The sequence below is a fragment of the Kribbella sp. NPDC023972 genome (genome assembly GCF_040639075.1).
Taxonomy (GTDB): Bacteria; Actinomycetota; Actinomycetes; order Propionibacteriales; family Kribbellaceae; genus Kribbella.
The window spans coordinates 143,376-155,881 of the sequence record NZ_JBEZZH010000012.1 but is presented as its reverse complement, the minus strand read 5'-3'; the positions used below and the strand labels follow the sequence as shown (position 1 = coordinate 155,881).

Below are 12,506 nucleotides of genomic sequence, written 5' to 3'. Positions count from 1 at the left end.
GGCCGGCGCGGAGTGGTGTCCTTTGGCGGTGCCGGGGTGGTCGGTGGGGGTGGTTAGGGTCGGGGCATGGATCGGTTTTGGGTGGTGCCGGCGGCTTATGTGGTGTTGCGGCGGGGGGATGAGGTGTTGATGTTGCTGCGGGCCAACACCGGCTATATGGATGGGTACTGGGCGGTGCCGGCGGGGCATGTGGAGAAGGGTGAATCGGTCTTCGAGGCGGCGATTCGGGAGGCGCGGGAGGAGGTCGGGGTGGAGATCGATCCGGCCGATCTGGTTCCGGTCACCGCGATGCATCGGACTGGCGGGAACGGGGATCCGATCGACGAGCGGGTTGATTTCTTCTTCACGGTGTCGAAGTGGGATGGGGAGCCTCGGCTGATGGAGCCGGGGAAGGCGGATGCGCTGGACTGGTTCGCGCTCGACAAGCTGCCTGACCCAGTCGTGCCGCACGAGGCCCGGGTCCTGGCTGGGCTGTACGGCGGCGGCGTACCGGCTGTCATCGACCACGGCTTCTGATCCGGGCAACCGAAGCCACCACCCATCCCGTCCGGCTCACGTGTCGGGGTCTGAAACACCGACAACGTGATCGAGCAGGCGTTCGCCGGCCACATCGGCGAACTCCGCATCGTCAGCCATGTCCTGAAGCCGTCGCAGTTCCTGAACGCCTGACAGGGTGCCGAACCTCAGAGATAGGAGCGGATCAGCTCTTCCTGAGCGGGCAGGAGGGCCAGCTCCTCCGGTGTGAGGGTGACGTTGCGGCCGCGTACGGCGAGGGCCTCGGCGAGGCCGGGCGTGGGGTCGATGGAGTTGCCGAGGTAGGCGCCGAGGGCTTCGTGCAGGAGCGGAGTCAGAGCTTCGAAGGATGGGTCGAGTGCGACCTGGGCGAAGATGATCGCGGTCATCGCGACGTCGAAGGCAGCGGTGCCTTCGGTCGCGTTGCGCCAGTCGATGACGACCGGGCCGTCGGTGGTCGCGATCACGTTCATCGGGTGCAGATCGCCGTGTACGACGACCAGGCCCGGCGTGCCACTGGGTGGTGGGATCGCCTGCAGGCGACGGTGCAGGTCCGCGTGGATCTCGCCGACCTCGGTCGCGGTCAGGTCGCCGGCGATCGCGGCGTTGGCGAGGGTCGGCCCGTCGAGACGCTGGATGACCATGTCCGGTCCGTCGACCTCGCGGACCGTCGGCACCGGGTAGTCGTACCGAGCGACGTGCCGCATGAAGTCGGCCTCGTCCCGCACCGGGTGTCCGTTGCGGTAGCGCCGCAGCACCCAGGAGTCGTCGAGCGCATAGACGTCGGCGTCCCGCCCAGCCGCGAACGGCTCGGCGTCGGCTGGCAGGAGTGGCTGACCAGACGAGTGGGCCTCGCTGGCGGCGTTGGACTCGTCCGTCACCCGACCTGGCAGCCGCCGACCGCGGGCTCCAACGGCTTCGCACCGATCGTGGGCATGCCGAGCATCACGCCAGGCGACGACGCCGGATGGCCTTGTGCCGCTTCCCACGCGTCGCCGGCGCGGGTGCGTCGTACTGAGCCGAAGACGTCCGCGACCAGGTGGTGTGGAGCGGCGTACGTGACCTCGACCGTTGCCAGGTCGCCCGGTCGTGGGGGCTCGACGCCCTCGGGGAGCGCGAAGTGGACCAGGCGGTTGTCGCGAGCGCGCCCGCTCAGCCGGTGGGTGGCGGCGTCCTTGCGCCCCTCCCCCTCGGCGACCAGCACCTCGAGCGAGCGCCCGACGATCAGCTTGTTCTCGGCCCAGGCCATCTCGTCCTGCAGCGCGACGAGACGCTCGTACCGATCCTGTACGACGTCGCGCGGGACCTGCTCCTCCATCGACTCCGCCGGCGTACCAGGTCGCTTGGAGTACTGGAAGGTGAAGGCCCCCGAGAAGCGTGCCTGCCGGACGACGTCGAGCGTGCCCTGGAAGTCCTCCTCGGTCTCGCCCGGGAAGCCGACGATGATGTCGGTGGTGATCGCCGCGTCCGGCATCGCCGTACGCACGTCCTCAATGATCTTGAGGTAGCGGTCGCGCCGGTACGAGCGGCGCATCGACTTCAGGACCCGGTCGGAGCCGGACTGCAGCGGCATGTGCAGCGAGGGCATCACGTTCGGCGTCTCGGCCATCGCCTCGATCACGTCCGCGGTGAAGTCGCGCGGGTGCGGCGAGGTGAACCGGACCCGCTCCAGCCCGTCGATCGTGCCGCAGGCGCGCAGCAGTTTCCCGAAGGCGTAGCGGTCGCCGAACTCGACGCCGTACGAGTTCACGTTCTGACCCAGCAACGTCACTTCAAGCACGCCTTCGGCAACCAGGGCCTCGACCTCGGCCAGTACGTCACCCGGACGGCGGTCCTTCTCCCGGCCGCGCAGCGACGGGACGATGCAGAACGTGCAGGTGTTGTTGCAGCCGACGCTGATCGACACCCAGGCCGAGTACGGCGACTCGCGCCGGGTCGGCAGCGTGGACGGGAACACCTCGAGCGACTCGAGGATCTCGACCTGCGACTCCTGCTGCACCCGGGCCCGCTCCAGCAGCACCGGCAGCGAGCCGATGTTGTGGGTGCCGAAGACGACGTCCACCCAGGGTGCCTTCTTGGTGATGCTCGCCTTGTCCTTCTGCGCCAGGCAGCCGCCGACGGCGATCTGCATACCGGGCGTCTTGGCCTTTACCGGCGCCAGGTGGCCGAGGTTGCCGTACAGCTTGTTGTCGGCGTTCTCCCGGACCGCGCAGGTGTTGAAGACGACCACATCGGCCTGGTCACCCTCGGGCGCACGGACATAGCCCGCGTCCTCCAGCAGCCCGCGCAGCCGCTCGGAGTCGTGGACGTTCATCTGGCACCCGTAGGTGCGAACCTCATAAGTACGCATGACAGCCACCAAGAGTACGTGCCGCGGTAGACAAAGGTGGAGGCAACGGTGAAAGAGCCGCCCACGGCGGCCACGATCCGTGTGGGTGGTTGCCGCTGAAACCGCACTTCGAGCAGGCTGTGACCAGATGATCACAGGCTGCGTCGCTATATTGCAGATCGTTACCACCGTGGAACCGACCAGCGCTGCGACGGCACCCCAGGCTCCGCTAGGTTCTGGCCATGAGCGATTCCGGGACCTTGACGCCAGCGATCGAAGGAGCGGCCGGCCTGGTCGCCCTCACCGGCGTCAACAAACATTTCGGCGACCTGCACGTCCTGAAGGACATCAACCTGTCCATCGCCAAGGGTGAGGTCGTCGTGGTGATCGGCCCGTCCGGGTCCGGCAAGTCGACGCTCTGCCGCGCGATCAACCGGCTGGAACCGATCGACGAGGGCACCATCACGCTGGACGGACAGCCGCTGCCGAGCGAGGGCCGGGCCCTGGCGCGGCTGCGCGCCGACGTCGGCATGGTGTTCCAGTCGTTCAACCTGTTCGCGCACAAGACGATCCTGCAGAACGTCACACTCGGTCCCTGCAAGGTCCGCAAGACCGACCCGAAGGCGGCCGAGAAGCGGGCGATGGAGCTGCTGGAGCGGGTGGGGGTGGCCAACCAGGCCTCGAAGTACCCGGCTCAGCTGTCCGGCGGCCAGCAACAGCGCGTCGCCATCGCGCGGGCGCTGGCGATGGATCCGAAGGTCATCCTCTTCGACGAGCCCACCTCGGCGCTCGACCCGGAGATGATCCAGGAGGTCCTGGAGGTGATGATCGACCTGGCCAAGCAGGGAATGACGATGGTCGTGGTCACGCACGAGATGGGATTCGCCCGGACCGCGGCGAACCGGGTGGTGTTCATGGCCGACGGCGAGATCGTCGAGGAGGCCACCCCGGAGCAGTTCTTCACCAACCCGACTTCGCGGCGTGCCCAGGACTTCCTCGGCAAGATCCTGAAGCACTGACGTCCGCCCGCGGCCGTACCAGCAATCACACGAAGGGGAACCAGACCATGAGAATGCGCAACCTCGTCGCCAGCATCGGCGTCGCGGCGCTCGCGCTGACCGCTGTCGCCTGCGGCAAGGACGAGCCCACGACCGGTGGTGGCGACACCGGCGCCGCCGCGTCCGACTCCTGCGGCGAACTGCACAAGTTCGATGTCGCGTCCGGCGTGGACGTGGCCGGCAGCGCGACCTTCACCAAGATCAAGTCCCGCGGCAACCCGGTCGTCGGTGTGAAGGCCGACCAGCCGAACCTCGGGTACAAGGACGCGGACGGCAAGCGCTGCGGTTTCGACATCGAGGTCGCCCGGATGGTGGCGGCCAACCTGGGCTTCGACCCGGACAAGATCGAGTACAAGGAGATCCCGTCGGCGAACCGGGAGACCGCGATCGCCGGTGGGGAGATCGACTACTACGTCGGCACCTACTCGATCACCGACAAGCGCAAGAAGCAGGTCGGCTTCGCCGGTCCGTACTTCATCGCCGGCCAGGACCTGCTGGTGCGCAAGGACGACTCCTCGATGGACGCCGGCAAGACCGCGCTGAAGGGCAAGAAGGTGTGCTCGGCGACCGGCTCGACCCCGATCCAGCGGGTCAAGGACGAGCAGCTCACCGAGGCGAGCAACATCTCCGAGTTCAAGACCTACTCCGAGTGCGTCTCGCAGCTGCTGGACAACAAGGTCGACGCCGTCACCACCGACGACGCGATCCTCAAGGGCTACGCGGCGACCGCGCCGGACGAGCTGAAGGTGGTGGGCAAGCCGTTCAGCGAGGAGAAGTACGGCATCGGCGTGCCGCTGGCCGACAAGGCGCTGCGGGAGAAGGTGAACTCCATCCTGGAGACCTCCGCCTCCGACGGCACCTGGAAGAAAATCTACGACGAGACGCTCGGCAAGTCGGGTTCGGACTCGACGCCGCCGCCGCTCGAGAAGTACTGATCTGATCCCGGCCGCGGCGTCTCCATCGGCGCCGCGGCCGGATCGTGTTCCCCCTGGGTTTGCCCTGACTTTGGAAGGTCGCGATGCTCTCGGTCCTCACCGACAACTGGGAACTGTTCCAAGACGGTTTCTGGCTGACGATCAGGCTGTTCCTGGTCGCTGGTGTGCTCAGCCTGGCGCTCGGCACCATCCTGGCCGCGTTCCGCGTCTCGCCGGTACCGGCCCTGCGTGGCACCGGCACCGGCTATGTGAACACCCTGCGGAACACTCCGCTGACGCTGGTGTTCGCGTTCCTGTTCTTCGGCGCCGCCAAGATGGATCTGGCCCTGCCGACCCCGTTCTGGACCGCGGTGGGCGCGCTGACGGTCTACACGTCGGCCTTCGTCTGTGAAGTGGTCCGCTCCGGTATCAACACGATCCCGGCAGGGCAGGCCGAGGCCGCCCGGTCGGTCGGTATGACGTTCCTGCAGGTGCTGACCATCGTCGTACTCCCGCAGGCCTTCCGGGCGATCGTGCCGCCGCTGACCAGCGTGTTCATCGCCCTGCTGAAGAACACCACGATCGCGGCCGGATTCTCGGTGGTGGAGGCCGGCTCGATCCCCGCGGCGATGGCCGAGCGCGGTGAGAACCAGATCCTCACCCTGGTGTGGATCACCATCGGCTTCCTGATCCTGATCATCCCCCTGGTCTTCCTGCAGCGGTGGGCCGAACGACGGACGGCGGTGGCCTGATGAGTGCGGTCCTGTACGACGTTCCCGGCCCGCGGGCGAAGAGGCGCAACCGGATCTCCAACCTCGTCGTCGTGCTGTTGCTGCTGGGTGGCATTGCCTGGCTGATCAACCGGCTGTACGACCATGGCCAGTTCGAGGGACGGCTGTGGCGGCAGTTCCAGTACACGGCGATCCAGAACCAGTTGCTGGAGGGCTTGCTCAACACCCTCCGCGCCGCCGGACTGGCCGCCGTACTCGCTTTGCTGTTCGGAGCGGTGTTCGCGGCGGCGCGGATCAGCGACCACCAGTGGGTCCGGGTCCCTGCCACGCTGGTCGTGGAGCTGTTCCGGGCGATCCCGCTGCTGATCCTGATGTTCTTCTTCTACTACGGCAACATCCAGTTCCAGCTCGGGCTGGATCCGTTCTGGGCGGTCGTCTTCGGCCTCACCCTCTACAACGGCTCAGTGCTGGCGGAGGTCTTCCGGGCCGGTATCACCGCCGTACCCAAGGGCCAGCGTGAGGCGGCGTACGCGACCGGGTTGCGGAAGAACCAGGTGGTCCGGCTGATTCTGTTGCCGCAGGCCATCACGTCGATGCTGCCGGCCATCGTCAGCCAGCTCGTCGTCCTCCTGAAGGACACCGCACTCGGCTTCATCATCACCTACGGCGAGCTGCTGTACGTGGCGCGGCAGATGGGCGGCCGGCTCCAGTACGGCTTCCCGTACATCCCGACGTACATCGTCGTCGCGGTGATCTACATCGGCCTGTGCTCGTTGCTCTCGATGCTGGCCCGCTGGCTGGAGGGCCGCTCGCGCCGCCAGCGCAAGACCAAGGGCACGCCTCCCCCAAGCGCTGCCGAAGCAGCCACCTCCGTGGAAGCTCCGCTCTGACCCCAGTGCCCCCGGTACGCCGTACCGGGGGCACCGTCATGTTCGGGCACCGGCGCGGGTCAGCGCAGAGTGTTGAAAGAGTCCCGGATGATCTCCAGTGCTTCGGTGGTCTCGGCTTCGGTCAGGGTCATCGGCGGGGCCATCCGCAGGACGTTGCCGTACAGGCCGCCCTTGCCGATGAGGAGGCCGCGGTTCTTGGTCTCCTGCTGGAGTTTGGCGGTGGTCGCCGGGTCGGGACTGTTGTCGTCCGGCTTGACGATCTCGGCGGCCAGCATCAGGCCCTTGCCGCGAACATCCCCGAGCTCGGGGAACTCCTCCGAGATCCCGCGTAACCCGTCGGCAAGCTGGGCGCCACGCTTGGCCGCGTTCGCCTGGAGGTCGTGGTCGAGCAGGTAGTCGATAGTCGCCTTCGCCGCGCTGGTGGAGATCGGGTTGCCGCCGAAGGTGGACAGCGAGTTGGCGCTCAGGCTGTCCATCAGGCCGGGCTTGGCCACCACGCCACCGATCGCGAACCCGTTGCCCAGGCCCTTCGCGAACGTCATCGCGTCCGGCACCACGCCGTGCGCCTGGATCCCCCAGAAGTGCTCACCGGTCCGGCCCCACCCGGTCTGCACCTCGTCGGAGATGAGAAGGATCCCGTACTCGTCGAGCACCTCCTTGAAGGCGCCGTACAACCCGTCCGGTGGCGAGGAGAACCCGCCGACGCCCTGGATCGGCTCGGCGATCAGGCAGGCGACGTCGCCGGAGGTGGTGGTCTCGATGACGTTGCGCAGGTCGTCGACGCAGACCTTGATGTAGTCGGCGTCGGGCAGGTCGCGGAACGGGCTGCGGTACCGGTACGCACCCTGCAGGTACTGGACGTTGACCGGCGACAGGCTGCTCGCGGACCAGCCGCGGTTGCCCGTGATCGCGACCGTGCCGAACGCCCGGCCGTGATACGAGTTGCGCATCGCCAGGACCTGGTTGGAGCGGCGGTTCTGGGTGGCGAGCAGGAGGGCCGCCTCGTTCGCCTCGGTGCCGGAGTTGGCGAAGAACACCTTGGCGTCCGGGATACCCGACAGCTCCGCGATCCGCTCGGCCAGCTCGATCTGCTTGCGGATCAGGTACACCGTCGAGGTGTGCGCGATACCGGTGGCCAGCTGCTCGCGCACCGCGTCGGAAATCTCCGCGATGTCGTAGCCGATCGCGTTGGTCAGGATGCCGGCGAAGAAGTCGAGGTAGGTGTTGCCCTCGCCGTCGGTGACCCGGCGGCCGGATCCCTCGACGATCTCGATCGGCTCCTCGTAGTACAACGCGAGCCAGTCCGGCATGACGGCCTTGTGACGCTCCCACAGCTCCGCATGTGTCATGCCCCAAGGATTACCTCATCGCACCGCCTCGTCATAGGGAAGGTCTATGAAAGTGCGTGAAGAATGCAGGCTCGGTTCGGGGTGCGTTCCGGTTCGTTAGGGTGCTGCTCGTGACATTGCCGAGCATTCCGCACGTCGACATCGAGTCGCTGGCGCATTTCGACCGGATCCTGGCCGCCGGGGCCGTGTCGATGGAGGGCTGGCGGGTGCAGTCCGTCGACCTGTCCGGCCGGACTGCCGAGCTCCTCGGCCTCAACCCGATGGGCTCACTGTTCCTCGGCTGCGCCCTGGAGGACAAGGCCGAGGCCTGGATCCGCGACGGAGGCGGCCTCGTCTTCCCGACGATCCCGTCGCTGCCCTTCGACGCCTACCGCGGCACCCTGTACGACGCCGAGGAGCTCTACGCCGGCCTCGAGAACGGGTACGACGCCACTCCGGACGCGCGGATCTACGCCTGGTCCCGGCAGCACGACGAGAAGGGTGACACCAGCCGTACCCTGGCCGCCGCCCTCCACGACCACGCCATCGCCGACGCCCTCACCGAGCTGCCCGACGACCGCCCGTGGATCGGCGTGATGGGCGGCCACGGGGTCGCTCGCGCCAGTACGGCGTACCGCTCGGCCGTGCTCCTGGGCCGGACCCTCGCCCGCGCCGGCCACACCGTCGTCACCGGCGGCGGTCCGGGCGCCATGGAGGCCGCCAACCTCGGTGCCTCACTGTCCGGGTACGACGATTCCGTCGTCGACACGGCTCTCCCGACGCTGGCCGCCGTACCGTCGTTCCAACCCTCGGTGGCGGCGTGGGCCGCGGCGGGTCTCGGCGTACGACGTGAGTTCCCTGGCGATGGTGGAGTGTCCATTCCGACGTGGTTCTACGGGCACGAGCCGCCGAATGTGTTCGCGTCGTCGATCGCGAAGTACTTCTCCAACGCCCAGCGCGAGGACGTCCTGCTCAACCGCGCCCGCGGCGGCATCCTGTACCTCCCCGGCGCCGCCGGCACCGTCCAGGAGATCTTCCAGGCCGTCACGCCCAACTACTACGGCGACCCGGCCACCCAAGTCCCCCTCATCCTGATCGGCATCGAGCACTGGACCATCACCCTCCCGGTCTGGCCCCTACTACAAGCCCTGGCCTCAAAGAGCCCAATGCCCATCCACCTCGTCGACACCATCGAAGAAGCCGCCGCCCTGGTCAGTTGAGAAGCTTGCTGAGCTTCGCCGGTGTATGCCCTCCGAAAAGCCGGGAGAGTTTTGTCGGTGGAGTGTTCTACGGTGCGGGCCATGACGAACTTCGTGTTGGTTCCTGGGGCGTGGCTTGGTGCGTGGGCGTGGGACGAGGTGGCCGGGCTGCTGCGCGCGGAAGGGCATGAGGTGTACGCCGTGACGCTGTCCGGGCTTGCGGAGCGGCATGGGCCGGACTCCGCCCAGGTCGGCCAGTCGCAGCACGTCGAGGACATCGTCTCGGTGGTCGAGGGCAACGACCTGCGCGATGTCGTGCTCGCCGGGCACAGCTACGCCGGCATCCCGGTAGGCCAGGCTGCGACGCGGATCGGCGACCGTCTGCGGCGAGTGGTGTACGTCGACTCGAACATCCCGACCGACGGCAAGTCGTTCATCGACGGCTGGTCTGACGAGGGACGTGCCTGGGTCGAGGACCAGATGGCGGAGTCGGGTGGTTTCTGGCCACCGCTGACCGCCGAGGACTACGTCGACCAGGACCTGTCGGACCAGGCGATCGCTGTGATCGTCAGCCGCAGTACGCCGCACCCCGGGCGGGCCATCTCCGAGCCGGCTCAACTGGTCCGCCCAATCGGCCAGCTGCAGACCACCTACATCAAGTGCCTGATGGACGGCGCCGACCCGTCGCGCGACGTGGCCGAGCAGCTCAGGTCACCCGACTGGGAGCTGGCCGAGCTGCCAACCGGCCACTGGCCGATGTTCTCGCAACCGGCCGCACTGGCGAAGATCTTCAGCGGACTGGCCTGATGGAGGTTGCCCGCGAGCCCAACGATCTGGCCTCGCGCGCCGCCAACCCGACGGCAGCTGGCGCTGGATCCTCGACCGGCCGAACGTGCTGTCCTGACCGTCCCGCTCGCCGGGTTTAGCGTCCCGTGAGCCACTCCTCAGCGCGCTCCAGGAACATGTCGACCTCGGCGACGTCGTAGCCTTCGCGCATCCGCACCGGGGAGAACTGCGCGTTCCGGATCTCGCGCGCTGTGACCGGGCGCTCGACCGGCTGCCCGTTGACGGTCGCCAGCACGCGGTCGACGAATTCATCGACCTCCATCATGTCGTATCCCTCCCGCAGCCGGACCGGCGTGAACCTGGGCGACGGCCACTGCGGGCCGGTAGGCCCTTGTCCGGCGACCGGGCCGGCAGGTGCCTGTCCGGCGACCGGGCGGTCAGGCATCCACTGCTCGGCGGCCGAGAGGAAGTCGTCGACTTCCTCGGCGGAGTAGCCGGCGCCCAGCAGCGGCGTGCGGAACGCGACGGTCCGCAGGTCCGCCGTCGTCAGGGCCGGCGACGACGTCCGGCCCACGGTGGCGAGGATGCGCTCGACGAAGGCGTCCACCTCGGCACGGTCGTAGCGGTCCCCGATCCGGCGGACGGTGAACTCGGGCTTCAGCACGTCACGCCTTGTTCGCCGCGGCGAGCTGCCCGCAGGCGCCGTCGATCTCCTGACCGCGGGTGTCGCGGACAGTCGTCGGAATGCCGCCGGCCTGAAGGCGGCGGACGAACTCGCGCTCGTCAGCCGGGTCCGACGCGGTCCACTTGGAGCCGGGCGTCGGGTTCAGCGGGATCAGGTTGACGTGCACCCAGCCCCAGTCGCCCCGCGCGGCCAGCTTCTCCGCCAGCAGATCCGCACGCCAGGCGTGGTCGTTGATGTCGCGGATCATCGCGTACTCGATCGACACCCGGCGCTTGGTCTGCTGCGCGTACGCCCAGGCCGCGTCGAGCACCTCGTCGACCTTCCAGCGGTTGTTGATCGGCACCAGCTCGTCGCGCAGCTCGTCGTCCGGCGCGTGCAGCGACAGCGCGAGCGTGACCGGTATGCCCTCGGTGGCGAGCTGGTTGATCCGCGGGACCAGGCCGACGGTCGACACCGTGACACCACGGGCGGAGATGCCGAGTCCCTCCGGCGACGGGTCGGTGAATCGCCGTACGGCGCCGATCACGGCCTTGTAGTTGGCCATCGGCTCACCCATGCCCATGAACACGATGTTGCTGACCCGGCCGGGGCCGCCCGCGATCTCGCCGCGGGACAGCGCGCGGGCACCGTCGACGACCTGCTCGACGATCTCCGCCGTGGTCATGTTGCGGGTCAGGCCCGCCTGGCCGGTCGCGCAGAACGGGCATGCCATCCCACAGCCCGCCTGCGAGGACACGCACATCGTGACGCGGTCCGGATACCGCATCAGGACCGACTCGACCAGCGAGCCGTCGAGCAGCTTCCACAGGGTCTTCCGGGTCTGCCCGTTGTCACACTCCAGGTCGCGTACCCGGGTGAGCAGCGGCGGCATCAGCTCCGCGACCAGCTTGTCCCGGGTGGCGGCCGGCAGATCGGTCATCTCGGCCGGGTCGGAGACCAGCCGGGAGAAGTAGTGGTTCGACAACTGCTTGGCCCGGAACGCGGGCTCACCCAGCGCGGCGACCGCCGTACGCCGCTCCTCCCCGGACAGGTCGGCCAGATGCCGCGGCGGCTTCTTGGCACGGCGCGGCTCATCGAAAACAAGCGGAAGGGAGGTAGTCATAACCGACCCATTGTCGCCCGCGGCCGACGTGCTTCACAAATTCACATCCCCCGCGTGCCCAGGATCACACCTGGTCCAGGACCGGGTGGATGATCTCGTCGCGCAGCCAGTGCGCGGCTTTGGCGGGGTACGGGCGGGGCAGCGACAAGACGATGTGGTCGAAGCCGAGGGCGACCGCACGGCGGACCACGGACCGGGTGGCGGCGGTATCGTCGTACGAGACGATCTGCTGGAGTGAGCGGCTGATGTCGAGCGGATCCCGGCCTATCCGGGCGCACTCCGCGTCCAGGCGCCGAATCCGATCGGCGAGGAAGTCGAAGTCGTTGTGTGGCGGGCCGCTGATGTTCCAACTGTCGGCGGTCTCGGCGATCAGGCGCATCATCCGGTTGCCCCAGCCACCGATCAGCAATGGCGGGCCGGCGGGCTGGATCGGTTTCGGCTCGTTCCGGTTCGCCTCGAGGGTGTAGTAGCGGCCGTGGAAGTCGAAGACGTCCTGGGTCCACATGCCGCGCAGGATCTCGACGGCCTCGCGCAGCCGATCCACACCTTCGCGCGGCGGGACCAGGGTCAGCCCGTACGCCGCGTACTCCGCGACGGCGGGGTTGTCGCCTGGAATGCCGCCGGCGCCGGGCGGCTGATGGGTGCCGCCGGCACCGAGACCCATGACCAGGCGACCTCCGGAGATGACGTCGAGCGTGCTGGCGATCTTGCCGAGCACGGCCGGCGGACGGATCCGGTTGCTCGTCACGAGCAGGCCGAGGCGGAGGCGGGTGGTCTGAGCAGCCAGCGCGGCGAGCAGCGTCCACCCCTCCAGGACCGGGCCGTCCTTCGGGCCGGCGAGCGGGAGGAAGTGGTCCCACAGCCAAGCGTCGCGGAACTCGGGGAGCTCGTCCGCCTCCAGCCAGACACGCTGGATGTCGGCGTACGAGACGTGCATCGGGGTGGTCTTCAGTCCGAAGGTCGGTGGCATA

13 protein-coding genes are annotated in these 12,506 nt (G+C 68.1%); 7 read left to right on the top strand and 6 right to left on the bottom strand.

Going from position 1 to position 12,506, the window contains the following annotated elements; translation table 11 throughout:
* The first annotated feature begins 66 nt into the window (after positions 1-66).
* Entirely contained in the window at positions 67-516 is a 450-nt protein-coding gene (locus AB0F43_RS34115; RefSeq protein WP_360486522.1) for an NUDIX domain-containing protein, read from the top strand.
* A gap of 167 nt (positions 517-683) precedes the next feature.
* Here the strand turns inward: AB0F43_RS34115 and AB0F43_RS34110 are convergent, their stop codons facing one another.
* Together AB0F43_RS34110 and miaB are read right to left on the bottom strand one after the other, a co-directional pair.
* Positions 684-1,394 carry a phosphotransferase gene (locus AB0F43_RS34110; protein ID WP_360486519.1) on the bottom strand — a complete coding sequence of 237 codons (711 nt, stop codon included), beginning with the start codon at positions 1,392-1,394 and terminating at the stop codon, positions 684-686.
* Positions 1,391-2,863, bottom strand: a complete 1,473-nt coding sequence (miaB, locus tag AB0F43_RS34105; RefSeq protein ID WP_360486516.1) for a tRNA (N6-isopentenyl adenosine(37)-C2)-methylthiotransferase MiaB — start codon at positions 2,861-2,863, stop codon at positions 1,391-1,393. Before miaB ends, AB0F43_RS34110 begins: the two co-directional genes overlap by 4 nt.
* Positions 2,864-3,132: 269 nt before the next feature.
* Between miaB and AB0F43_RS34100 the strand changes: the two genes are divergently transcribed.
* From AB0F43_RS34100 to AB0F43_RS34085, 4 genes are all read left to right on the top strand, one after another.
* Positions 3,133-3,861, top strand: coding sequence for an amino acid ABC transporter ATP-binding protein (locus AB0F43_RS34100; RefSeq protein ID WP_360486666.1), 729 nt, complete (start codon positions 3,133-3,135; stop codon positions 3,859-3,861).
* A 47-nt stretch (positions 3,862-3,908) separates the two neighbouring features.
* Positions 3,909-4,835, top strand: a complete 927-nt coding sequence (locus AB0F43_RS34095) for a glutamate ABC transporter substrate-binding protein (RefSeq protein WP_360486513.1) — start codon at positions 3,909-3,911, stop codon at positions 4,833-4,835.
* Between the two features lie 83 nt (positions 4,836-4,918).
* On the top strand, positions 4,919-5,566 hold the full coding sequence (locus AB0F43_RS34090) for an amino acid ABC transporter permease (protein WP_360486510.1): 648 nt from the start codon (positions 4,919-4,921) through the stop codon (positions 5,564-5,566).
* Positions 5,566-6,435, top strand: coding sequence for an amino acid ABC transporter permease (locus AB0F43_RS34085; RefSeq protein WP_360486507.1), 870 nt, complete (start codon positions 5,566-5,568; stop codon positions 6,433-6,435). Before AB0F43_RS34090 ends, AB0F43_RS34085 begins: the two co-directional genes overlap by 1 nt.
* A gap of 59 nt (positions 6,436-6,494) precedes the next feature.
* On the opposite strand, the gene AB0F43_RS34080 is transcribed toward AB0F43_RS34085, so the two are convergent.
* A complete protein-coding gene (locus AB0F43_RS34080; RefSeq protein ID WP_360486504.1) occupies positions 6,495-7,784 on the bottom strand; it encodes an aspartate aminotransferase family protein in 1,290 nt (429 codons plus the stop codon).
* Between the two features lie 110 nt (positions 7,785-7,894).
* On the opposite strand from AB0F43_RS34080, the gene AB0F43_RS34075 reads away from it, so the two are divergent.
* Both AB0F43_RS34075 and AB0F43_RS34070 read left to right on the top strand, forming a co-directional pair.
* Positions 7,895-8,983, top strand: a complete 1,089-nt coding sequence (locus AB0F43_RS34075) for a Rossmann fold nucleotide-binding protein (RefSeq protein WP_360486501.1) — start codon at positions 7,895-7,897, stop codon at positions 8,981-8,983.
* 81 nt (positions 8,984-9,064) lie between these two features.
* Positions 9,065-9,769 carry an alpha/beta fold hydrolase gene (locus AB0F43_RS34070; protein ID WP_360486499.1) on the top strand — a complete coding sequence of 235 codons (705 nt, stop codon included), beginning with the start codon at positions 9,065-9,067 and terminating at the stop codon, positions 9,767-9,769.
* A gap of 115 nt (positions 9,770-9,884) precedes the next feature.
* Here the strand turns inward: AB0F43_RS34070 and AB0F43_RS34065 are convergent, their stop codons facing one another.
* The 3 genes from AB0F43_RS34065 to AB0F43_RS34055 all read right to left on the bottom strand — a co-directional run bounded on the left by AB0F43_RS34065 (position 9,885) and on the right by AB0F43_RS34055 (position 12,505).
* A complete protein-coding gene (locus AB0F43_RS34065) occupies positions 9,885-10,412 on the bottom strand; it encodes a DivIVA domain-containing protein (protein WP_360486496.1) in 528 nt (175 codons plus the stop codon).
* Position 10,413: 1 nt separating this feature from the next.
* Complete coding sequence (gene rlmN, locus AB0F43_RS34060; protein WP_360486493.1) at positions 10,414-11,535, bottom strand: 23S rRNA (adenine(2503)-C(2))-methyltransferase RlmN; 1,122 nt, start codon at positions 11,533-11,535, stop codon at positions 10,414-10,416.
* A gap of 64 nt (positions 11,536-11,599) precedes the next feature.
* Positions 11,600-12,505: an LLM class flavin-dependent oxidoreductase gene (locus tag AB0F43_RS34055; RefSeq protein WP_360486490.1), complete on the bottom strand. Its 906-nt coding sequence runs from the start codon at positions 12,503-12,505 to the stop codon at positions 11,600-11,602.
* Between the last annotated feature and the right edge of the window lies 1 nt (position 12,506).

What these genes read in the sequence shown, in the direction of transcription:
- AB0F43_RS34055 (WP_360486490.1), bottom strand. Translation starts at nt 12,505, where the DNA reads ATGCCACCGACCTTCGGACTGAAGACCACCCCGATGCACGTCTCGTAC.
- miaB (WP_360486516.1), bottom strand. Translation starts at nt 2,863, where the DNA reads ATGCGTACTTATGAGGTTCGCACCTACGGGTGCCAGATGAACGTCCAC.
- AB0F43_RS34070 (WP_360486499.1), top strand. Translation starts at nt 9,065, where the DNA reads ATGACGAACTTCGTGTTGGTTCCTGGGGCGTGGCTTGGTGCGTGGGCG.
- rlmN (WP_360486493.1), bottom strand. Translation starts at nt 11,535, where the DNA reads ATGACTACCTCCCTTCCGCTTGTTTTCGATGAGCCGCGCCGTGCCAAG.
- AB0F43_RS34115 (WP_360486522.1), top strand. Translation starts at nt 67, where the DNA reads ATGGATCGGTTTTGGGTGGTGCCGGCGGCTTATGTGGTGTTGCGGCGG.
- AB0F43_RS34090 (WP_360486510.1), top strand. Translation starts at nt 4,919, where the DNA reads ATGCTCTCGGTCCTCACCGACAACTGGGAACTGTTCCAAGACGGTTTC.
- AB0F43_RS34080 (WP_360486504.1), bottom strand. Translation starts at nt 7,784, where the DNA reads ATGACACATGCGGAGCTGTGGGAGCGTCACAAGGCCGTCATGCCGGAC.
- AB0F43_RS34095 (WP_360486513.1), top strand. Translation starts at nt 3,909, where the DNA reads ATGAGAATGCGCAACCTCGTCGCCAGCATCGGCGTCGCGGCGCTCGCG.
- AB0F43_RS34085 (WP_360486507.1), top strand. Translation starts at nt 5,566, where the DNA reads ATGAGTGCGGTCCTGTACGACGTTCCCGGCCCGCGGGCGAAGAGGCGC.